Here is a 21,059-nt window from a genome sequence, read left to right as displayed (position 1 = left end):
CCTCACTTCCGCAGTAGATACCACCGTTTATCCTTTTTAACTTCTATTATTTCATTATTATTCTCTGCATACAGGGTCTCAGATAGCTTTAGGACCGACCTACTAATATGGCTGCGGGAATTCGATAAGATAAATGGATATCCAGCATTAATCGCAGCCAATACAACATTGGATTGCTCCGGCAAAGTGTGGTAAACATCCATCCCAAAGATTTCTTCGATTTTTTTCACCTCAAGGCTCTGTCCCTTTTGAAACCGATTCAAAATAAGCTTAACCTTATCTTTAATATTAATAGTCTCTAAAGTTTCAAGATAAAGCTGTGTTAGTCTCATAACGGAAAGTTCATTCGTAGTAATTAACAAAATTTCGTCTGCTAAATCAAGGAAACGTAAGTGAATATCAGATAAATATGTTGCCATATCAATTAAAACGATATCAAATTCCTTCTTCAGTTCTTCGATGGCATTCTTGATATGCTGCTCTGAAATTCCTTCAAAAAATTCAGGTCTCTGTGGTGCAGCAAGAATTGAAACATCGTACTCACAGTTTGTAATATAGTGGCTGATGGGATAATTATCTCGACCATAGCTTTCTTTAACCCACTCATAAATTGTCCTTTTCGGTTTTAAATTACAGTACATCGCAACATCACCAAATTGAAGGTTCCCATCAATAATCGCAACCTTTTTCCCCATCTTGGAAAACGAGACAGCGAGATTTATGGTTAAAGAAGTTTTTCCAACACCACCCTTTGGGCTGGAAATAGCAAATACTCTACCTGCTGCTTTTGGTAGTTTAATATAATTTTGATCCATTTTTGCCCGTTGCAACATGAATTTCTTTGCATGGTGAATTACTTCAATTAGATCATTTTCTTCGTAGGTAGATCGTAGAGTATCAGATGCCCCCATTTGCATGGCCATTTTAAGATTCTCCGTATTCTCGGGGACGATTAGAATAATATAGGTATACGGGTAAAGTGCAGAAATTTCTTGAGAAAGATCATAAACGTTATAAAGGGAACCAGCTTTTAAAAATAGAACAGATTGATTACGTTCCCTAAGGAGACTATGGAGCCTTTCCAGTTGATAAGTTGTAATTAGTTCAAAATCGTCCTTTTCTAAAATCGTTTTAACATCACCAGGAGAGTTTTTCGTATCAGAAAAATAAACCCAATTTATGTTCATTACTCAGCACCCTCCTCTTTAATTACTTCCCTTGTTTGCTTAAGCCCTGCTTTTCCTGTTTCGGCGTCTTCTGTATTTCTTAACATTAAATAAAAACCATCCTTGTCTTTGGAAGCTAAACTAAGTACGATTCCTTCCTCAACCGTAACCTCCAATGTTACAGTTTCATAGTTAAGAGCATTTTCCTTAGGGTCCGACGATTTACCAGAAGTTAGAACCTTTACATTTTCAAGTACTAAAACAGCAGATTTAAACTCTTTTTTAGTTGCATCGTCCTTTGTTGTTTCATAGGCGATTACGTCGACCATCGAATTTGGTGCTATGTACCCAGATAGGCCCTGCTCTAAATCAACTCGTATCGAAATTGCTCTTTTTCCTGTACTAACATCAACAATTGGATTAACGAACTCTCTTAAAAGGTTTTTTTCCTTTTCAGCCTGTTTCTCTTTTTCAATCTCTTCTTCAGACTTAACATTATCTTTCGTATCATTCTGATTCTGACTAACTGATCCACTAGCAGGAGCAGTAGTATTTTCTTTTGTAAATATTGAAATATAAACAATACCTGCCACCATTAATCCTAAGATTAAAGAAATCATCCATATTTTTTTTGTATTCATCTTGTCCTCCTAAATCCAATAGCAATTTATCACTCAACAAGCTTTACGCCGAATAGGGCATAATCCCCAATTCCTGTTCCGGTACCAATTTCTCCCGGTGCAATCATTTTAATAAATTTCCCATAAAGCTTTTTGTCTTCATATCTATCGATCCAATACGATGCAAATCCAGCAACCTTTAATTCGCTTTTCCCTGTAACATTTTTTCCGTCTACATCGACCCAATCATCTATAACTACTACAGTTATAACCCTTGCGCATGTATTATCTGCAATATCAGGACTTTGACAATGAGGTTTTGTTGCATCCTTTGCTATGATTCCTTCTACTCCATCTATGGCTTGCTCGACCTGACCAACACTACCCCCTGGGTCTGTAAAAACGGTTTTTCCAACTTCATAGGTTGCTCCATTTAATAGCGCATCTCGAAGATTACCTTCGGTTGATTTTAGATATCCACAATTCCCCTGTAAGTCACCTGGATTTGTTGATCCACAGTTTAAAATAGTAGCATCTGGAATATTGTCCTTTTCGATTACAATTGGAGCAATACCACTTGCTTTAGTTAGAGGAGCAACTTTTGCTATTGCTGTTGCACTAATTGTTGTGTCATTTATTCCAATTACTTTAGCAAAAGTCATAGGAACGATAACTTGTTTAGTCGCTTTTATAGAGTTGCTTGGAAAGGTAATTTCACTATCTATTACTTTAAAACTATTTTTTTCAGATATATCTTTTGCAATCTCTCTTGCACTAGTTTCGCTTGTACGTAATCCTTGCGCTCCTGCAAGAACTGCAGCGTCTAAAGCTTTTTGAAGCTTACTTTTCTCTGTGTACAATCTTCCACCATCAATAACAATCGCAGTAATTCCCAGTAATACCACCATAAATATAGCAACGAATGCTAATACTCCACCGCTTTCATCACGTAGTTTCTCAAAAGATAATAGTTTTCTCATATTATTCAACCCTCATAACTGTGGTATCTGTTAAAGTTAATGGACCTACAACACTTCCAATAATTGGTGTAAGGAAAGTTATCGGATACGTTATGGTTATAGTCGCCTCTGTTCCAGATGACCCTGTAGTCACAATTACTTGCCCCGTTGTTAAGCCTATGCTTGATCCTTGACTCACTGCTTTACTTTTAATTGTGGCTTCATCTTTGCCAATACTCGCTGTCCTAGCAGCTTCTCTTCCAGCATGATCGATAGTTAAATAAGCATGGAGAACCCGCCCAAAATCAATTATTCCAATTAGAAGGAATATAAGTACCGGAACAATAAGTGCAAACTCAACTAAGGATTGCCCTCTTTCCGATTTCATATAAAACTCCCCCAAACGAACATACATAATGTTCCTAAAACAATTGCTACTCCATAGGGAAATGAAATACTTGAACTTTTGTCTTTACTAAATATAAGTAATCCTAAATTACCACTGAAGTAAAAAACTTGAAAATAGAAAGATTTCAAGGTATTTTTTATTCCATTCTTTTTTAAAATTAAGATAACAGAAATTAGTCCCCCAATTAGAGCTATATAAACAAATGAATACAAGACAAAACTCGTTCCCATTAATGCCCCGATCGCTGCCATAAGCTTAACATCACCAGCCCCCATTCCACCTAATAAATATGGAATCAGTAATAGTGATAATCCAAGCAAAAATCCCTTCCCACTAAAAAGAAATCCTTCCAATCCTTGGAAAGTAGTATAATAAATGAATCCTATTATGGTAGCCGGTAATGTTACTATATTTAATATCTTTCTATCTTTAATATCTGTTATTAATGAAATTATTAATGCAGTAATGAGTACAAGTTTAAGAACCATATTTTTACCTCTCTGATTTTAATAGAAGGAAAGCCCTACCTTAAAAGTAGGGCTCTAAATTTTAAATTAACTTAATTAAAGAGCTGCATCTAATTTGTTTTTTATTTCAGTAAATAAGCCAGTAATTCCACCAGATAATGTTGCAACAGCGAGAGCAACAACTGCGACGACTCCAGCTAGAACTAATCCATACTCCGATAATCCCTGACCTTCTTCTTGCACTACTAAATTCTTAATCTTGTTTAACATTTTGTTTCCTCCTACTATTTTTTAGTTATTTGTTTGTTCTATATTTAGAACGTAATTTAAATATATAACGAACTTACGGATTTGAAAACTTTCGTTTTCGTTCGTTTTAGAGGATATTTTCTTTTTATTCTATCTCTTTCTCTAAATTTCTTCATTTCTCTCACTTTCTTGTTCTTTAAAAAGAATTTTTTATTTAATATAATGAACACATAGTATTAAATAAATGGAAGGAGTTTTTATATGGAAGGAAAGATTATCAATATTCCCTATCAAATTAAAGTAGCTAATTCTTTTTCCAAAAGGTTGAAGGGATTAATGTTTCGAAAGGATCCAATTAAGGATGAAGGACTTTGGATTGTACCGTGTAATGCAGTTCATATGTTCTTTATGAAGTTCCCACTCGATATAGTTCTTTTAAACGAACAAAATGAGGTTGTTGAGCTACACCATTGTTTGCAGCCTTGGAAAATGACAAAACCTGTAAAGAAAGCACATTCAACCTTAGAACTGCCAGCAGGATCTGCCGAAAAATTGGGAATACGTATTGGAAGTATCCTTCAAATGAAATAGTAAAAATAACACTAAATTTAGGGAGTGTCGGAGAAATTGAAAAAGAGTTTAAAAGTTCTATTATTGTTAATCTTATCTTTATTCACGTTTATTAAACGGAGTCTCTGCAGCAAAACCGGCTGCCAGCAACACCCCGAGCTTAAAGGTCACCTCCTCTAGCAGCTATAATAGTATAAATTTGACCTACCAACTGGTTAATTCAAAAAGGATTCCTGATAAATACATCATTTATAGAGGAACTTTAAAAGTTTATGAGGAACAATGACTAGTTATTATGATTCTTGTTTACGTTCAAGTACCGGCTATAGCTATACTGTGGAGGCTTTGTCTAATGTAAAGGTACTAGCTAGTGCTTCACTTACAGCGTCAACTCTAGCCATATTAGTTATCCCAATCGAAATAACATCGTCTCTTCAACCAGATAAGTCTGTCACCATAACTTGGTCCAATCAGAATTCTGGACTGGCTCCTAACCTGTACAAAATTTTTGTAGACGGGACTCTTAACACTACACTAACACCTTCGACTTCTTCAACTCAGACCACAACTATTCTTGACCTTAAGCCTGGGAACCATCTGATAAAAATAGAAGGATGGTATCAAGATGAAATCGTCAGCCAAGGCAGCGGACTGGTTTCTATTCCTGAACCTGTGGCTGCACCGTATACAATTGAAATAAACTGGGATACTCTGGATTTCGACTCTAGAAATGCAGATTTATTTTAGTTATGATGATAATCTACAGCCTGCAGATCGAATGGTGATTACTCGTAAAAAAGTGACTCTTATAAATAGAGTACCAACAGAGGTTGAAAACGCAGAGGTGGTTTATGTTGGAGAACCTATTGCCATATACTGAAACTCAATTTGGACTGGATGTAGTTAGATACAATTATGATGTGGTGAATTATCAAGCTGGCAGGATTGTTGGATCTGGAACGGCATCTGTCCCTAATTTTTTTGATTATTGATGTTGTACCAAAAGAGCTGATTTTCCAGAAAGATCAGCTCTTTCACTTTTTAGGTACATTCGTCTATACAAAACGTTCGTTTTGATGTTAAAATTGTTTTATATAAAGAACGATATTAATATTTTTTTACTATGGAGGTGTTACCCGGTGTTAAAAAAAACAATTGTCTGCTTTGTCATGTTCATTTATTTATTCACACTGACGAATGTACAGGCAGAGGATTCATTTGTCACCTCTTCACGGATTGAAGGGGTTCTAGTTATAGATGTGAGTAAATCTATGCTGACAAGTGACCCTAATAAAATCAGCAACGAAGCGATGAAAATGTTTATTGATATGTCGTCTCTAAAAGGGGATAAAATCGGTTTTATTGCTTATGCAGGTGACGTGGTTGCTAAAATGGATCTTGTGAAACTGCAGACGGAGCAAGACAAAATCGGCCTTAAAGCCTTTATTGACTCACTTAGCCAATACCCAAATACCGACATATCCGTTGGATTGAAAGAAGCTATTAAAGCTCTAGAGGCTAGCCATGAACAAAACTATCGCCCACTGATTGTATTACTTGCTGATGGAAACAATGATGTAAATGAGAAAAAAGGGGTTACACTCCAACAAGCCACTGATGGTCTAAATGCTGCAGTTGCTGAGGCAAAAACGAAGGGCTATCCCGTCTATGTTATCGGTCTAAATGAAGATGGAACATTGAATAAAGATATTCTGCAGAACATAGCCACTACAACGAACGGAAAGTTTTTTGAAACAAGTTCAGCTGACGATTTGCCAAGAATCCTAAGTGAGATTTTTGCCAACCATTTAAAATTAAAGGTTGTACCAGTTGATGAGCTTGTTGGTAAAGGTGATTTTGAGGATGTTACCATTACGATTCCAAATACAAATGTATTAGAAGCAAACCTTTCACTGGTCTCCAGTCAACCTGTAGAAATTAAATTGTTCGATCCGTCCGGGACTGAACAGATCCTGCCGTCCGATAAGATATCTATTACAAAATCAAAGTCCTACTCTATGGTTAAGATGATAAGTCCGGTTCCAGGTGATTGGACACTAAAGGTAAAAGGTGTTGCTTCGGATAAAATTGATATTAATTTCGTATTTAATTATGATTTACAGCTTTCACTCGCCCCGCTTGAGAGTAAGAACTATAAAGCAGGCGATACAATTAAGGTTGAGGCATTCTTTGAAGATAATGGGCAACAAGTCTCAAACAATGACCTCTATAGTACACTGAAAGCTACTCTCCTATTAACGGATTTAGATACCAATCAAACAGAGGAAATCCCTTTAGCAGCTGATCAGCAGGGATATTCAGGAGAATTTATTCTTGGAAATTCAGAAAGCTATGAAATTTTGGTAAAAGCAGAAGGAAATAGTTTTTCCCGTGAAACACTGGTTCAACAGATTTCTGTTCAAAAGGCAGCTACACCTACGGCACCTAAAGTAAATCCAGAAAAAGAAGCTCAGCCGTTCCCCTGGACATATGCTAGTGTCATTGGATTAGCAGCTATTTTAATGGTTACACTCATGTTATCCTACTTCAAAAAAAGGAAAAAAGTAAAGAAAGGAAAAACTAAGCACTCAGCTGTCCCTGCTTACACCTTTTCTCCTACTAGAAAGAGAAAAGTCGGCTTTTTTGGGCACATTATGATTGAGATAAAAGATGAGGAAACGGGAGAACTCTTTGAATCAAAATATGAAAAATTAAAAGGCTTTAAGGGAGAATTCAACCTGACACAGTTATTTAAGCTGACACAAGAGTTTAAAGAGACCGATAAAATTAACTTCATCCCACTCACAGATTTTGCATTACTAGTCTTTAATAAATCAGACTGTGTTATTGAAATGAACGGAGTGGCAGTTGAGGAGGAATATCTTCGGCTTAGACCCAATGATACGGTGCGTATTGTCTTAAAGGACACAAATAAATCGATATTTGTTTCAATTATTGGATTGGAAAAGAAGAAGAATCTTAAGCATGCTTAAGAACAGGCGGTGAATTTTTCGCCTGTTCTATATTTTTGGCTCTTTTTTGTTTGTTGCTTTTTATACTAATCAGTTTACAATGAGATTACTAAGAAGAGTACAAAGGCAACGATGTGTGCGTGCGATATGCCGTCAGTGCCCTTGATTAGAGACAGATCTTCCTTTCCACTCTTTCGATTAGTCCTCAAGAACCTTGATTAAAGACATATCTTTCTTCCCACTCACATGATTTGTCCTCAAGACCCTTGATTAAAGACATATCTTTCTCTCCACTCACGTGATTTGTCCTTAAGACCCTTGATTAAAGACAAATCTTTCTTTCCACTCTCGCGATTTGTCCTCAAGACCCTTGATTAAAGACAAATCATGCTACCCACTCTCATGGTTTGTCCTCAAGACCCTGGATTAAAGACAAATCTTTCTTTCCACTCACCTGATTTGTCCTCTAGTGCCTTGATTAAAGACAAATCTTTCTTTCCGCTCACATGATTTGTCCTTAAGACCCACGATTAAAGATATATCTTGCTTTTATATAATGATTTTCCATAATTTACTTTCAATGAACCGACATAATTGATCTATAAACTCCATTGACAATGATTCTCATTATCTATAAAATTAGCACTATAAACATCTTCGGAAATGGGGGATCAGCATTATGTTTAACATGCTATTTGGGTTAAAGGATATTCATACGGTTATTGCAAATCAACGCAAAATCGGTGGTGCTGCAGAAGCAGATTCTATCCGTCTTTCTTCCGGTGAAACCTATCTAAACCCAGTGTTTACGAATGTTGATTTCTCTAAAGGACAATATGTTTCTGTTGGTTTTATCGATGAAGAGGGACAAAATATCATTGCCCACGTGGACCAAATTGCTGTCATTAAAGGCTTAGAGCATAAATTAATCTGCCAGTTGAATAACACTTTTATTAAGCAAATGCTTGTCCGTGATACGTTACAATACCTACAAAAGTTATGTGAAGTTAACGCTGGATTCGTTACAAAGACCTTTAAAAAAGAAGCATTGAGACTTGTTCAAGATATCAGTGTAAATGAATTAAACAAACACAATATCTCACTTCCATTCCCTGTTGAAGACAAAATAATAAAATTAGCATAAAAAAACGAGGTCCTGTTATAATATGGACCTCGTTTTTTTGAGAGCGAATAATTCTGCAAAACCTGCTTTTAACGAAATGTTTCAAGTATTTCAGCCTGACAAGCCAAGCGATACCCGTTTGTTATTTCATTCTTTAGCTTCTTCTTCTCCCGCTCGTTTGGAGCAGATAATCCTTGAGCTTTAAATACTTTGACCGTACAATGTCCGCATGTTCCTTTGCGGCATTTATATTGAATCGGCTTTCCTTGATTCAAGGCAGCATCCAATAACTTTCCTTTAACAGGGTAAATTTCCATCCTATTGCCGTTTTGCTCAACAATAATTCCCTCTGTCTTGATTATTGTTCTCTCGGTCTGTTCTGGTGCTGGATGTTTTACAATCAACCTGCCTGGAATTAGGGATCCGACTGTGAATACGCGATTATTCATTAATCCCCATGGATTCCAACGTGCAAATTGCAGAAGGGCGTTTAATTCGCAATACAACCGTTTCATAAACACGGAATGGATGGTTCATCCCTTCTACACCCAAGTATGCTGTATCAAAGTCCTCTGAAATAGCCAAATCGAGATTATTTCTTCCTGTATTTAGTAACACACCCGATCTTCCTTTTAAAACAGGTGATTGGAACACCCCGTCCGTAACCAATTCCCGAATATGTTCAATCTCTAATACATTTGTATCACGGTGAACACGATGAATAAGAGAATAAAGCTGCGGAGATAGTACAAGGGCAAATGGTCCATTGTGGTTCATTTCTAACAGTTTATTCCTTGCGTCTACGATATCCTGAAAAGCATTTCCGGATTCATACCATTCACCGATCAAATGTGTTAGACGCCCAGGTACATTCATTAAACCCGGAATATCAAATTCCCTAGTTCCATGAAATATCATCTGATCTTCTAGGATCGCTACATCTCGGGCTGCATTAGCTGCCGCTGAAAAATCTATCGGGATGTCTAATACCTTTGCTTGATCTAAATCACGCCAATACAAAACGAAGTCTTTATAAAGCAATGGAATGGTATAGTTTACCCTTTTACTTGCTTCAATATCTGTATCGAAGGATCCCTGAAAATCCATTTTCGCTTCTAGGTTTTCTGAAAAAATGTCATTAAAGATGCTTTGTACGCCGCGCCCCAATGGTCCATATAATTCAATAAAACGGCGACCCACGAGCTGTCTTCGAGCAGCATCAATCACTGTTTGATCCAGTTGCGTAAACTCTTGGCTGGATAACGGTGAATCTGGGTATAATTGTAATTTGTTCATTGGTCTTTCCTCTCTTTTCATTAGATTAAGCTTCCCACCGTAAATCCTCTTCTCTGTTTAGTCTGAGGAGCATGGGTAGCAACTGACACTGGTTGTGACCGTTCTAAATGATCATGGTGATCATCATGATGGGCATGTGGGTCCACAAAGTTGGTGTCAAATCGACTGTTAATATCGAGTAGCATTTGTTTAATTTGCTGATAATCCTTATATGATACTTCCCTTAAACCGTTTAATAAACTGCTTCTCTCTGCATCGGTGAAGCGAAATAGAGCCAAATCAAGGTGTTCAACGAAATTATGTAAACCAAACTTTTCGAGGTTAAGTTCCTGTAAAAGTCGATTGAATTCATTGTTGGCTGGAGAAAACTCTTTTTCATCTTTGACTTGTTGGAATTTCTGAATAAGTGGAATAAGTACGACCAAACGGGATAAACGCTGCTCCTCTTCTTCATAAATATGGTGATAGTACAGTCTTTCATGTTCATCTGCCGCATTTTGAATGACTGGGTCAAGCATGTTCATAAATTTTTCAATCGCGTCTTTGGTTGTTGAAAATATCTGATAAAAAATCTTTAATTCTTCTTGCACTTCTCACGCACCTCCTATACTCACTAGTTGTCATTATTGACGTTGTTTGTTTTTTCTAAAACCTTTACGTTACAATCTTTTTTACAAATAGTTAATGTGAATAACTCTGGTCGATTGAAACATAATAATTATGGCTGTTAACAATCAATTAGGAGGAGAAAAATATGATGCAAAACCAACAAGGTCAACAAGGACAAATGCACCAAAACATGCATACGGGAAATGTACCTCCACAACTTAATCATGGGGGTCATGAGGTAATTGACATAAATGAGGTTTTAGGCGCAGCCATTGGGGCAATGAATTCGTACATGTTATTACGACAACATGTACAGGATCCAGAATTGCTGGATATTCTTGATCGCCAATATAAATTTATGCAGGATGAATACAATATCACGGTGGAATGTTTTAAAACCGGACAAAACCCTTCCCATCCTACTTCAAAATATATGATGAACCAAGGGAACGACTTCATTTATGGGATGAAGCCCACACAGCCAAAGAAACCTTGGCAATCGGTATCAGAAATTAATGATGAATACATTTCAAGCTGTATGCTCGCTTCTTGCAAATCAAGTGCTTCCATGAAAACGATGGCAGCTCTAGAAACAACCAATCCAGTGGTTCGCCGTGTTCTAGCTGATTCGATCCCAAATTGTATTGAAATGGGTTATGAACTCTCTATTTATCAAAATAAACACCATTACTATCAAGTGCCTCAGTTAGCAGAGACAGATATGAATACCTACAGAAATTCATTTGCTCCTGCACAAGGACAAGCGATGGGGCAACAAATGGGGCAAATGCCAACTAACAATATGAATATGAATAACAATATGCCGCATTAACGCAAAAAAGCTATCACTTCATTAAAAATGAAGGATAGCTTTTTCTGAGTTATAGGATTGTCATAAACCTTATTGGTTACAAACCTACTGTAAAACTTTGAGTATCTTGTTCTGGTATAAGTTTCATACCTAGCTCAGTTGCTTCCACTATTACATTATCCACCTTACTTATTTCTGAAATGCCTCTTACTAACAGACACCAAGGTTTTCCTGTTGTTTCAGTAACATTTACAACAAGCTCACTACCAAAACGAGTGGCTGTAACGGCTAATTCTACTTCTGATTTTGGGTTACGTACAGTAACACTTGTCGTTTTACCATCTTCTAACTGGAATAGGTGAAGTTCTACATTTTGCGCATAATCATAATCAGCACTATATTCATCCGTACCTATCGCTATGATAGAGTTTGGACGTGCATATAAAGGAAGACTTAAATAATTATGATTCTCATGGAACCATGTTCCGCCATCCACAATTTCATTTGTTAATAGATGGGTCCATTTTCCTTTTGGGAGATAAAAGGAGGCATCTCCTTCTTCATTTAGGATTGGCGCAACAAGCAGAGAATCCCCGAACATATATTGCCTATCAAGTGTTTCAGCAGCTAAATCATCTTGGAATTCAAGAAGCATTGCTCTCATCATTGGAAGTCCCAGGGTTGAAGATTCATTCGCTGAATTAAAAATATACGGCATTAACTTTGCCTTTAATTTTGTAAAGAATTTTGTTACCTCTACTGCTTCTTCATCATATGCCCATGGTACACGGTAGGACTTACTTCCGTGTAATCGGCTATGACTAGATAATAAACCAAATGCTACCCAGCGCTTAAATAAATCAGCAGGTGCCGTGCTTTCAAATCCGCCAATATCATGACTCCAGAATCCAAAGCCTGTCAATCCAAGCGACAATCCTCCTCTTATACTTTCAGCCATAGATTCATAGGTAGCATCGCAATCACCGCCCCAATGGACTGGGAATTGTTGACCACCCGCAGTGGCTGACCTGGCAAATAAGGTTACCTCTCCATCTCCGAGCTTATCTTTTAATACATCAAATACTACTTTGTTATATAAAAATGTGTAATAATTGTGCATTTTATCTGGGTCTGAACCATCATAGTAAACAACATCCACAGGTATTCTTTCACCAAAATCAGTCTTAAAGGAATCCACACCCATATCTACTAATCTTCTTAAATGGCCCGCATACCATTCACAAGCAGCTGGATTTGTAAAATCAACAATTCCCATCCCTGGCTGCCATCGATCCCACTGCCACACATCTCCATTTGGCCTTTTAATAAGATAGCCGTTAGCAGCGGCTTCATCAAATAGTTTGGATTCTTGCGCAATATACGGATTAATCCAAATACAAATTTTTAGATTTTTCTCTTTCATCCGCTTTAACATTCCATCTGGATCAGGGAACATTTTCTGATCCCATTCAAAGTCGGTCCAGTTTAATGCCTCCATCCAGAAACAATCATAATGGAAAACAGATAATGGGATATCTCTTTCCCTCATTCCTTCTACAAAACTATTAACGGTTTCTTCATCATAGTTTGTTGTAAAAGAGGTAGATAACCATAGACCAAATGACCAGGCAGGCGGCAATGCAGGTTTCCCTGTTAAGGATGTGTAATTGGCTATTACACTTTTCAATGTTTCCCCGCCAAAAATAACGTATTCTAATGATTCACCTTTCACGCTGAATTGAACTTTTGATACTTTTTCTGAAGCGATTTCTAAGGAAACATTTTCTGGATGGTTAATAAATACTCCATATCCTTTATTGGATAGATAAAAGGGGATATTTTTATAGGATTGCTGTGATGCCGTACCGCCATCCTGATTCCATAATTCAACCACTTGACCATTCTTTACAAAAGATGTAAATCGTTCTCCTAGACCGTAAATATTTTCCCCAACACCTAAATTCAATTCTTCTCTTACATATGTTGTTTTATCAGCAATTTCGGTAATATGTGTCATTGCCTTGTAACCGCTGCTAGTCATTTTTTTGCCATTATAAAAGTATTGGACTTCCCATGGTCCTTTTTTATTGATAACTGCACTCGTTTTTCCGCTCGTAAAACGAATTTGGTCTTCATTTTCCTCTATTGAAACAGGAACTGGCTTTTCAAATAAATTGAATTCTGGTCCACGCTTTACTTTTCCTTTATGGTGGATTATCTTTACCCGAATTGTATCTTCGATTGGAGCTGAGAATTCAACTGTCAATAATGCTGTATCTAACTGGAACGCACGGTCGGAGAGATCCTTTGGCGCAACTAGCACTTTTAATGTGTTTCCGGTTTGAGTTGCTTTAAAAAACTGCACCCCAGAAATCAGCTCGAGTCCTTCTCGAATTAACCAATAACCATCTGTAAATTTCATAATTTCACCTCGTAATTTATTCAATCCATTCAAGCTACTAAAAATGAATAGTATTTTATTTAAAAGAGACCCAGATATAACTTGGGTCTCTTATTTTGTTTCTTATTCACCTAGTCCATTTTTAGTTATTCCAAAGCTCTACTCTTTCCTTAATTAGTTCTGTACGCATTGATTCTGCTTCTTTTGCACCAGCCTTATCAATTTCTTTTAAGAAGCTGTCATAAATTTTATCAAAGTCAGCAGGCTTTGCTAGAATGGCCTCAGGAATACGTTTCTTCACGATATCTAGTACTTTTTGTTCGATTAGTGCTAGATCTGAATCACTTGGAACCTGGATATTATAAGCTACCCCCCAAGGTTTTACAGGGAATTCATCTTTTTGCGGATATAGCTCTTTCCACATTTCAACGCCAAGGTTAGAAAGCACCTCTTTTTCTACATCTGTATAAGAATCTTTTACTTGCTCTGGAGATGCGATGGTATAGGTCTGTCCATTTGAGTCTAGAACACCATCGCCATATGACGGTGCAAACCCTTTTAGAACACCAATTCCAGTTTCTTTTACATAGTTAGCATTGTTATTTCTTTTATCCATTTCTTCATCAGAAATGACTCGTTTACCATCTTCGATTGTGTAATGTTCCCCTTCAATACCCCAGTTTTGAAGCATTTGACCTTCTTCTGAAGCAAGATAATCAAGGAACTTAATCGCTGCTACTGGATCCTTACAATCAACAGTAATACCAATACCCCATCCTGCCAGGTAGCCAGCATCTTGGAAGTTAGCATGTTTCATACCCTCCGTTAACGTTGCAGGGTATAATCCATACATTTTGTCATGTAAACCCTGTTCACGTAATGAACGCTGTGCCTCAGCAAATTGCCAATCATCATCAATTATCCCTAATACACGACCGGAAGATAATTTTGCTAAGTATTGATCGTATTTTTGAACAAAGCTTTCTGGGTCTAATAATCCTTCAGCATTCATATGGTTTAACCAGCGGAAATACTCTTTTTCTTCTGGACGTTTGTAATGGAAGATGGCTTCATATGTTTTAGGATCAACATAGAATTCACCATCATCTGATACTCCTGTTGTCCAGAAAGCTGGATTTGTGGTAGAAATCATAATACGCCAATCATCTGCGAGTAATGATAATCCAATCGTAGGCTGCCCATTCACTTCTGGGTACTTTTCTTTATATTGTTTAATCGCGTTTTCATAATCCTTTAGCGTTTTGATTTCAGGAAATCCTAGTTCCTTTACTACTGAGTGCTGTAGTCCAACACCATGTCCTGGACTAAAATATTCTGTATCTACGGCAGTTGTTGGCAAAATATAGATAGATTCATCTTTACTGCTCCATTTTAAACGGTTCATGTAATCGCCATAGATTTTTTTCAAGTTTGGAGCATGCTCTTCTATAAGGTCAGTAAGATCGATAAGTGCGCCGGCTTCAACTAAGGTACCTGCTCCGCCTTTTGGTGTGATTAAATCTGGGTATTCACCGCTTGCAACCATTAGGGCAATCTTTTGGTCCCCGCCATTTACGTCAAATTCTGGTTTTAATGTTACTCCTGTTTTTTCTTTTACTATTTTACTTACAGGGCTGCTCATATCATCCCACTGGGAATGTGGATCAGCACTGAATAATGTGAACTCTGTCAGGCCTTCTTTATTTTTCTCACCATCACTATTAGACTTACTTGTACAGCCAGAAACGATTAGTACAAAGCAAGCAGCTAATAACAAAGTGATTTTGCTCATACGCTTTTTCATGATATATCCCCCTATAGTCTCTTATTGGTATTTTACATCGACGAATCGTTATATCACCTATACTCTTACCTTCCTTTCTCCAATCACCCCCTGCAGCTAAGTTTTAGTAACAAGTTATCCTGTATGTCACCCTAACTTTTTACTGCGCCAATCGTCATTCCTTGAACAAAATACTTTTGAACAAAAGGATAGATGACTAAGATCGGAACAATAGTAACAATGGAAATGGCCATTTTTATTGATTCAGGAGAAACAAATGTTTTTAATTGATCTGCCGTCATCCCTTTCATCGAATTAGGATCCGTACTTCCCATTGACGTATTTTGTAAGATTTTCATTAATTCATATTGCAAGGTAGTTAGATTTTCATTCATGCTATTGTATAAATAAGTATCAAACCAGGAGTTCCAATGCCCAACAGCAACGAATAATGCAACCGTAGCTAAAACAGGCTTACACAATGGCATGATAATTTTCCAGAAGATTGTAAAGTCATTTGCCCCATCAATCTTTGCTGATTCCTGCAAAGCATAGGGAAGTCCATCAATAAAGGAACGAACGATGATAATATTAAATGCATTTACAATACCAGGGATAATGTAAACCCAATAACTATTAATTAATCCTAAATCTCTAATTAACATGTAACCCGGAATCAGCCCGCCTGAGAAATACATCGTCAGAACAATGATAGTTGAGAACCATTTCCTCCCTTGAAAGTCTGCACGGCTTAGTGTGTATGCAACCATAGCAGAAGAAAGCACTCCAAGGATTGTGCCAATAATAGTACGAGAAGCTGAGTTTATAAATCCTGTAATCAAGTTATCGTATTGGAATATTTCTTTATAATTGTCTAATGTAAACGATCTTGGCCATATATGAATCCCGCCTCGAACAGTATCTAGTGACTCATTCAGAGAAATGGCTAATACGTTTAAAAAAGGATATAGAGTTATTACCGAAATAAAGAGCAAATAGATATATATAAAACTATCAAACAAACGATCTTTCATTACTGTTTTGCTAAGTGTATTATGTCTTCTCAATTTTGTTCCTCCTTACATTACACTGGAGTTTGAGTATTTCTTGAAAATTCCATTAGCCACAAATAATAGAATAATACTGATTACAGAGTTAAATATTCCAATCGCAGTCCCATATGAGAATCGACCTAACCCGATTCCATAATTCAATGCATACAAATCTAGTACTTCTGCATAATCAACGACTAAGTTATTCCCTAACAGCATTTGTTTCTCAAACCCAATACTTGTCAAATGGCCGATATTAAGAATTAATAAAACGAGTATCGTTGGCCTAATACCTGGAAGCGTTACGTGCCATATTTGTCTCAATCGGCCTGCACCGTCTACCTTTGCTGACTCATATAGCTGAGAGTCAATTCCTGAGATTGCAGCAAGGAAAATAATTGCATTCCATCCCATCTCTTTCCAAATATCAGAAGCTACAACAATTTCCCAAAAATACGTACCTTCTGCCATAAATTGGACAGGTTTATCAAGAATACCTAGGCTTACTAACATTTCATTAATTACTCCGCCATCCGTAGAGAGCATTTTGGTTACGATGCCCGCAACAACCACCCAAGATACGAAGTGAGGCAAATAAGTAATGGTCTGGACTGTTCGTTTAAATACGGACAACCGGACTTCATTTAACAGGACCGCAAAGATAATCGGCATTACAAAACCTACCGTTAATCCAAGAAGGCTCATACCAAGTGTATTTCTAAGTGCCCGATAAAACCGTTCGTCTGAAAACAGTTCTATAAAATGTTCGAACCCAACCCATTCTTGCTGGAAAAGAGATAGAGCTGGCTTATAATTTTGAAATGCCATTGACCAGCCCCACAAAGGAAAATAATTAAAAACAATAACTAAAAGGACAAAAGGGACAGACATTAAATATAAATATTTTTGCTGTACAAATGTTTTCCAGAAGCTCTTTTTCTTCGGTTTTTGAATAATAGTCATTGATTTCTCTTTGCTAGTAACCGCTTTCACCCATTAGACCTCCTTCTTACTTATATACCAATGATAACGCATTCATAATGGTCATAATACCTAACAAATTGAAACAAAAATCATATAAAATTTTGATATAAGGCGGCCAAGGAATTCATAAAAAAAGAACGTACACCGATAGAAACGTGTACGTTACAGCTTTTCCTTTCTAAAGTTACTCGGGGACATTCCAATATATTTTTTAAATTTATTATGGAAATAATCTACATTAGAGTACCCTACCTTTTCAGCTACTTGATATACCTTCATACCACCCGATAATAATTTCTTTGCATTTTCCATTCTAACCATATCTAGATACGTATTAAAATATTCCCCGGTATGGTTTTTAAAAATCTTACCCAAGTATGCACTATTGTAATCGAATACCCTAGCTAGACTTTCAAGCTTTAGATTTTCTTGATAGTTACGATGGATGAAATCCACCAGTTTTTTTAGTTGGTCTTCATGATTCCCAACATTTAGACTAGTAATTACTTTATTTAATAAACTATAAATAAACTCTAGTAGTGACTGGATAGTAGTTTTACTATTTATTTTGTGCAGTTCTGCATTTACATCGGATAATGTCTCGCCAAGCTCTGGCTTATTTACGGAACATTTACTAAAAACTAGAGATAATAAGCGTATATAATTAATTTTTATTTTCACTTCTGTATGATTGTTACTAATCATCATTTGAGCAGCATTGATTATTTCATCTTTCATTGCTTTTCCATTTAACGCATCAAGGGCAAAATATAACTTTTCCGCATAGGAATGCACTGGAAACTCATTTAACGGCATACCCTGCAGGTATTCCTCTTTAGGTTGAAAAACAAGGTCTGAGTCACTTCTAAGAAATTTTGTCTCTTTATAAAAGAATTGATTATCAAGTATAGTCTTTGTACTACTATACTCTGAACCTAAAGAGCTAATCTCATCAAAGACTTCGCTTAAGCACATAACAATTGACGAGTTTTTAAGATAGCTTTTGACTTTATCATACAGCTCATTATAAGATTTTAGGCTTGGTCTTATGTTTTTTAGTAAGATACACAGATTACGATCTTTAATAAATAAATAACCCCAATTCCCTTCTAGATCTTGAGCTAATTGCTGTCTAAAATCCTCAAGTTCTAAGTTAGTATTATGAAACAGCTGTATCATAGCCAATTGATAAAACCTTCCATCCAATCCAAGTTCCGAAATATCCCCATATATTTCTTCGATAGACACCTTTTCATTCCGATCAATAAGCGTTTGTAATACAGTGTGTCTGACTTCCTGTAAACTGACAGTCCTTACCTGATTAACTGATTGTTCCTTGTCTAAATTCACCTTAATCTTTTGAATAAAACCCATTAAATCCTCTTCTTCAACAGGTTTTAATAAATAACCAGCTACATTTTCTCTGATAGCCTTCTGGGCATATTCAAAATCGGCATACCCGCTCAAAATAATAAACTGTACTTTATTATCCTCTTTTCTGATTGTTTGGATCAGTTCAATACCGCTCATCCGTGGCATCCGTATATCGGCTATAATTAAGTGTATTTCATTTGCCCTATATTTCTCTAAAGCCTCTTTACCATCTTTTGCTGTATCGATTACTTGGAAACCAAACTCTTCCCATGGTATAAGTGTTTTCATACCTTCTCGGATCATCGGCTCGTCATCAACTATTAACACGTTATACATGATTATTCCCCCTTACTGGTATGACAAATGATACCTTTGTCCCACTATTAGGATTGCTCTTAATGGAAAGACCGCTTCGGTCACCAAATGTAAGTGTAAGCCTTTGATGCACATTTACTAATCCAATTCTATTTCCTCTATTATCTTCTGTTTTTTCTAGTACCTTGTTGATGGATACCAATTTATCTTCACTGATACCTTTGCCATTATCTGAAACAATTACATGTAATTCCTCACCCATCATCTTTGTTGTGATTTCTACGTTTCCCCCATGTGATTGGTCTTCTAAACCGTGAAGCACTGCATTCTCTACGAGAGGCTGTATGATAAGCGGATGTATTAAATTATTTTCTGATAAGGGATCAATATTTAATGAATAGGATAAACGATCATCATAACGGAATTTTTGAATGTCAAGGTAACACTTGACTAATTCTATTTCACTTTGCAGCGTTATCAGTTCTCCTGTAACAGAAATACTTTTTCTCATTAATTTTCCGAGCAGCTTGACCACACCTGCTATTTCCTTTTCACCCTTCATATGAGCTTTCATTCTAATCGATTCTAGGGCATTGAAAAGGAAGTGAGGGTTTATTTGACTTGCCATCATTTTTAGTTTAATTTCCTGTTGACGCTTCTCTAATATGTTGTTTTTGATATGTGCTTTCTCCACTTGGTCTATTAGCTCTTTTATATTTAGAACCATATGATTTACTTGATTTGATAATAACCCTATCTCATCTTCCCCATCCACATGGATATCAACGGTCAAATTCCCTTCTGAAATCGTATCGATTTGTTCACCAAGTTTTAGGAATCTGTTTGCTAGAAGCTTTGAGAAGAAGTAGATTAACATAATAGCAATAATTAAACTGAATGCGATTACAACAAAACCCAACAGTAGAAAGCGGTTCGCATCCGCCATAATAATCTTCTTAGGTATGACGGAAACGAACCTTACCTTATTAGAACTAATCTCTGGTAATAAAATATCTACGAGTACCTCAGATTTTTCTCCATCAACCTTTCCAGTAAATGTACCTGACCATTCACTAGGAGGGATATCAATCTTAACAACTTCATCAATCTTCTTTCCGATAAATTTTGTCCGATTCGATACTACAATATAATCATTGTCATCTAGAATCATAACTGGCGTTCGTTCTTGGCTGAGCATATCTGACAGATGTTTATTGTTAACATCTATCACAAGAACAGCATTTGTTTTATCATCATGGTAATTAATATTACGAACTAAACTTAAAAATTTTCGATTCTTTTTTGTCTCATCTGGGATATAATACCACCCTATCAATCCATGAGCTTCTTTAGCTGAACGATACCAAAAATCATTATGAATGGTGTTTTCGGGCATAAACCTCCAGTTATTTAACATCGTTTCATTTTTTGTATAAACACGTATATTGGAAATTTCTTGATAGGTTTTTAGATATTCGTCAAATTTATGATAATTATTATAAGCTGAAACAACCTCATGAATGGTACGATAATGTGTATTAACCAATTCCTTTAGTTCAGTATCTAAGGTTAAATTATTTGATACATAAATCGCCTTTTCTAATGTCTCCGCCGTTCGCTTTTTGACTCTTTCTAAATCTGATGATACTTGTTCTTTTGTCTCAGAAAGAGCATTCGATCTTAATTCATGTGTTAAAAAGGAACCAACCGTGAGCAAAGGAATGAAAACGGCTATGATAAAAGAAAATACTAACTTAGATTGGAGCTTCATATTATTAAAATAGTTTTTAATTTTCCTCATAAAATTGCACCACCAAAACAATAACGCGTAAGCGCTTTAATTAGTAACCTTTCATGGATATTTCTTATTCTATAGTAGTTTATAAGATTAGCAATTTA

The 21,059-nt window shown here is 36.3% G+C and carries 22 protein-coding genes; 7 read left to right on the top strand and 15 right to left on the bottom strand.

Annotated features, from left to right (window positions below):
- Window positions 1–2: 2 nt before the first annotated feature.
- From ABC255_RS05150 to ABC255_RS05125, 6 genes are all read right to left on the bottom strand, one after another.
- Entirely contained in the window at window positions 3–1,187 is a 1,185-nt protein-coding gene (locus tag ABC255_RS05150; protein WP_412991807.1) for a CpaE/TadZ family protein, read from the bottom strand.
- Window positions 1,187–1,807: a Flp pilus assembly protein CpaB gene (gene cpaB, locus ABC255_RS05145; RefSeq protein ID WP_412991806.1), complete on the bottom strand. Its 621-nt coding sequence runs from the start codon at window positions 1,805–1,807 to the stop codon at window positions 1,187–1,189. Before cpaB ends, ABC255_RS05150 begins: the two co-directional genes overlap by 1 nt.
- Window positions 1,808–1,836: 29 nt before the next feature.
- The gene (locus ABC255_RS05140) at window positions 1,837–2,766 is read right to left on the bottom strand and encodes a TadE/TadG family type IV pilus assembly protein (protein ID WP_412991805.1); all 930 of its coding nucleotides are present in this window, start codon (window positions 2,764–2,766) and stop codon (window positions 1,837–1,839) included.
- Window position 2,767: 1 nt separating this feature from the next.
- Window positions 2,768–3,133, bottom strand: coding sequence for a TadE/TadG family type IV pilus assembly protein (locus ABC255_RS05135; RefSeq protein WP_412991804.1), 366 nt, complete (start codon window positions 3,131–3,133; stop codon window positions 2,768–2,770).
- Complete coding sequence (locus ABC255_RS05130; RefSeq protein WP_412991803.1) at window positions 3,130–3,642, bottom strand: A24 family peptidase; 513 nt, start codon at window positions 3,640–3,642, stop codon at window positions 3,130–3,132. The genes ABC255_RS05135 and ABC255_RS05130 overlap by 4 nt, the downstream gene beginning before the upstream one ends.
- Before the next feature lie 75 nt (window positions 3,643–3,717).
- Window positions 3,718–3,891, bottom strand: coding sequence for a Flp family type IVb pilin (locus tag ABC255_RS05125; RefSeq protein WP_412991801.1), 174 nt, complete (start codon window positions 3,889–3,891; stop codon window positions 3,718–3,720).
- A 240-nt stretch (window positions 3,892–4,131) separates the two neighbouring features.
- Between ABC255_RS05125 and ABC255_RS05120 the strand changes: the two genes are divergently transcribed.
- The 6 genes from ABC255_RS05120 to ABC255_RS05095 all read left to right on the top strand — a co-directional run bounded on the left by ABC255_RS05120 (window position 4,132) and on the right by ABC255_RS05095 (window position 8,556).
- Window positions 4,132–4,461, top strand: coding sequence for a DUF192 domain-containing protein (locus ABC255_RS05120; protein WP_412991799.1), 330 nt, complete (start codon window positions 4,132–4,134; stop codon window positions 4,459–4,461).
- Between the two features lie 261 nt (window positions 4,462–4,722).
- Window positions 4,723–5,187, top strand: coding sequence for a hypothetical protein (locus ABC255_RS05115; RefSeq protein ID WP_412991797.1), 465 nt, complete (start codon window positions 4,723–4,725; stop codon window positions 5,185–5,187).
- Window positions 5,171–5,320, top strand: a complete 150-nt coding sequence (locus ABC255_RS05110) for a hypothetical protein (RefSeq protein ID WP_412991795.1) — start codon at window positions 5,171–5,173, stop codon at window positions 5,318–5,320. Before ABC255_RS05115 ends, ABC255_RS05110 begins: the two co-directional genes overlap by 17 nt.
- Window positions 5,307–5,432, top strand: a complete 126-nt coding sequence (locus ABC255_RS05105; RefSeq protein WP_412991793.1) for a hypothetical protein — start codon at window positions 5,307–5,309, stop codon at window positions 5,430–5,432. Before ABC255_RS05110 ends, ABC255_RS05105 begins: the two co-directional genes overlap by 14 nt.
- A gap of 147 nt (window positions 5,433–5,579) precedes the next feature.
- Window positions 5,580–7,433 (top strand): vWA domain-containing protein, encoded by a 1,854-nt coding sequence (locus ABC255_RS05100; RefSeq protein ID WP_412991791.1) that lies wholly within the window; start codon window positions 5,580–5,582, stop codon window positions 7,431–7,433.
- Window positions 7,434–8,091: 658 nt separating this feature from the next.
- On the top strand, window positions 8,092–8,556 hold the full coding sequence (locus ABC255_RS05095) for a hypothetical protein (protein ID WP_412991789.1): 465 nt from the start codon (window positions 8,092–8,094) through the stop codon (window positions 8,554–8,556).
- 68 nt (window positions 8,557–8,624) lie between these two features.
- Here ABC255_RS05095 and ABC255_RS05090 read toward each other — a convergent pair whose 3' ends face one another.
- From ABC255_RS05090 to ABC255_RS05080, 3 genes are read right to left on the bottom strand one after another with little or no spacing between them, the layout of a single operon-like run.
- Complete coding sequence (locus ABC255_RS05090; RefSeq protein ID WP_412991787.1) at window positions 8,625–8,984, bottom strand: 2Fe-2S iron-sulfur cluster-binding protein; 360 nt, start codon at window positions 8,982–8,984, stop codon at window positions 8,625–8,627.
- Window positions 8,977–9,831: a family 1 encapsulin nanocompartment shell protein gene (locus ABC255_RS05085; RefSeq protein ID WP_412991785.1), complete on the bottom strand. Its 855-nt coding sequence runs from the start codon at window positions 9,829–9,831 to the stop codon at window positions 8,977–8,979. Before ABC255_RS05085 ends, ABC255_RS05090 begins: the two co-directional genes overlap by 8 nt.
- A 20-nt stretch (window positions 9,832–9,851) precedes the next feature.
- Window positions 9,852–10,421, bottom strand: a complete 570-nt coding sequence (locus ABC255_RS05080) for an IMEF encapsulin system ferritin-like cargo protein (RefSeq protein WP_412991783.1) — start codon at window positions 10,419–10,421, stop codon at window positions 9,852–9,854.
- A gap of 167 nt (window positions 10,422–10,588) precedes the next feature.
- On the opposite strand from ABC255_RS05080, the gene ABC255_RS05075 reads away from it, so the two are divergent.
- On the top strand, window positions 10,589–11,272 hold the full coding sequence (locus tag ABC255_RS05075; protein ID WP_412998485.1) for a spore coat protein: 684 nt from the start codon (window positions 10,589–10,591) through the stop codon (window positions 11,270–11,272).
- A 76-nt stretch (window positions 11,273–11,348) separates the two neighbouring features.
- Here the strand turns inward: ABC255_RS05075 and yicI are convergent, their stop codons facing one another.
- The 6 genes from yicI to ABC255_RS05045 all read right to left on the bottom strand — a co-directional run bounded on the left by yicI (window position 11,349) and on the right by ABC255_RS05045 (window position 20,961).
- Window positions 11,349–13,673 (bottom strand): alpha-xylosidase, encoded by a 2,325-nt coding sequence (yicI, locus tag ABC255_RS05070; RefSeq protein WP_412991781.1) that lies wholly within the window; start codon window positions 13,671–13,673, stop codon window positions 11,349–11,351.
- Window positions 13,674–13,794: 121 nt separating this feature from the next.
- The gene (locus ABC255_RS05065) at window positions 13,795–15,456 is read right to left on the bottom strand and encodes an ABC transporter substrate-binding protein (protein WP_412991779.1); all 1,662 of its coding nucleotides are present in this window, start codon (window positions 15,454–15,456) and stop codon (window positions 13,795–13,797) included.
- A 131-nt stretch (window positions 15,457–15,587) separates the two neighbouring features.
- Complete coding sequence (locus ABC255_RS05060; RefSeq protein ID WP_412998484.1) at window positions 15,588–16,469, bottom strand: carbohydrate ABC transporter permease; 882 nt, start codon at window positions 16,467–16,469, stop codon at window positions 15,588–15,590.
- A 45-nt stretch (window positions 16,470–16,514) separates the two neighbouring features.
- Entirely contained in the window at window positions 16,515–17,480 is a 966-nt protein-coding gene (locus ABC255_RS05055) for an ABC transporter permease (RefSeq protein WP_412991777.1), read from the bottom strand.
- A gap of 153 nt (window positions 17,481–17,633) precedes the next feature.
- Window positions 17,634–19,181 carry a response regulator transcription factor gene (locus ABC255_RS05050; RefSeq protein ID WP_412991775.1) on the bottom strand — a complete coding sequence of 516 codons (1,548 nt, stop codon included), beginning with the start codon at window positions 19,179–19,181 and terminating at the stop codon, window positions 17,634–17,636.
- Window positions 19,174–20,961 carry a cache domain-containing sensor histidine kinase gene (locus ABC255_RS05045; RefSeq protein ID WP_412991773.1) on the bottom strand — a complete coding sequence of 596 codons (1,788 nt, stop codon included), beginning with the start codon at window positions 20,959–20,961 and terminating at the stop codon, window positions 19,174–19,176. The genes ABC255_RS05050 and ABC255_RS05045 overlap by 8 nt, the downstream gene beginning before the upstream one ends.
- Window positions 20,962–21,059: the final 98 nt, after the last annotated feature.

Source organism: Neobacillus canaveralius, from assembly GCF_047237705.1.
In the GTDB taxonomy this organism is placed as follows: Bacteria; Bacillota; Bacilli; order Bacillales; family Cytobacillaceae; genus Neobacillus; species Neobacillus niacini_K.
This window is presented reverse-complemented; position numbering and strand designations above follow the sequence as displayed.

Bases quoted from the DNA above. Each gene is read 5' to 3' on its own strand.
- ABC255_RS05150 (WP_412991807.1), bottom strand. From the start codon at position 1,187: ATGAACATAAATTGGGTTTATTTTTCTGATACGAAAAACTCTCCTGGT.
- cpaB (WP_412991806.1), bottom strand. From the start codon at position 1,807: ATGAATACAAAAAAAATATGGATGATTTCTTTAATCTTAGGATTAATG.
- ABC255_RS05140 (WP_412991805.1), bottom strand. From the start codon at position 2,766: ATGAGAAAACTATTATCTTTTGAGAAACTACGTGATGAAAGCGGTGGA.
- ABC255_RS05135 (WP_412991804.1), bottom strand. From the start codon at position 3,133: ATGAAATCGGAAAGAGGGCAATCCTTAGTTGAGTTTGCACTTATTGTT.
- ABC255_RS05130 (WP_412991803.1), bottom strand. From the start codon at position 3,642: ATGGTTCTTAAACTTGTACTCATTACTGCATTAATAATTTCATTAATA.
- ABC255_RS05125 (WP_412991801.1), bottom strand. From the start codon at position 3,891: ATGTTAAACAAGATTAAGAATTTAGTAGTGCAAGAAGAAGGTCAGGGA.
- ABC255_RS05120 (WP_412991799.1), top strand. From the start codon at position 4,132: ATGGAAGGAAAGATTATCAATATTCCCTATCAAATTAAAGTAGCTAAT.
- ABC255_RS05115 (WP_412991797.1), top strand. From the start codon at position 4,723: ATGACTAGTTATTATGATTCTTGTTTACGTTCAAGTACCGGCTATAGC.
- ABC255_RS05110 (WP_412991795.1), top strand. From the start codon at position 5,171: ATGCAGATTTATTTTAGTTATGATGATAATCTACAGCCTGCAGATCGA.
- ABC255_RS05095 (WP_412991789.1), top strand. From the start codon at position 8,092: ATGTTTAACATGCTATTTGGGTTAAAGGATATTCATACGGTTATTGCA.
- ABC255_RS05090 (WP_412991787.1), bottom strand. From the start codon at position 8,984: ATGAATAATCGCGTATTCACAGTCGGATCCCTAATTCCAGGCAGGTTG.
- ABC255_RS05085 (WP_412991785.1), bottom strand. From the start codon at position 9,831: ATGAACAAATTACAATTATACCCAGATTCACCGTTATCCAGCCAAGAG.
- ABC255_RS05075 (WP_412998485.1), top strand. From the start codon at position 10,589: ATGCAAAACCAACAAGGTCAACAAGGACAAATGCACCAAAACATGCAT.
- yicI (WP_412991781.1), bottom strand. From the start codon at position 13,673: ATGAAATTTACAGATGGTTATTGGTTAATTCGAGAAGGACTCGAGCTG.
- ABC255_RS05065 (WP_412991779.1), bottom strand. From the start codon at position 15,456: ATGAAAAAGCGTATGAGCAAAATCACTTTGTTATTAGCTGCTTGCTTT.
- ABC255_RS05060 (WP_412998484.1), bottom strand. From the start codon at position 16,469: ATGAAAGATCGTTTGTTTGATAGTTTTATATATATCTATTTGCTCTTT.
- ABC255_RS05050 (WP_412991775.1), bottom strand. From the start codon at position 19,181: ATGTATAACGTGTTAATAGTTGATGACGAGCCGATGATCCGAGAAGGT.
- ABC255_RS05045 (WP_412991773.1), bottom strand. From the start codon at position 20,961: ATGAGGAAAATTAAAAACTATTTTAATAATATGAAGCTCCAATCTAAG.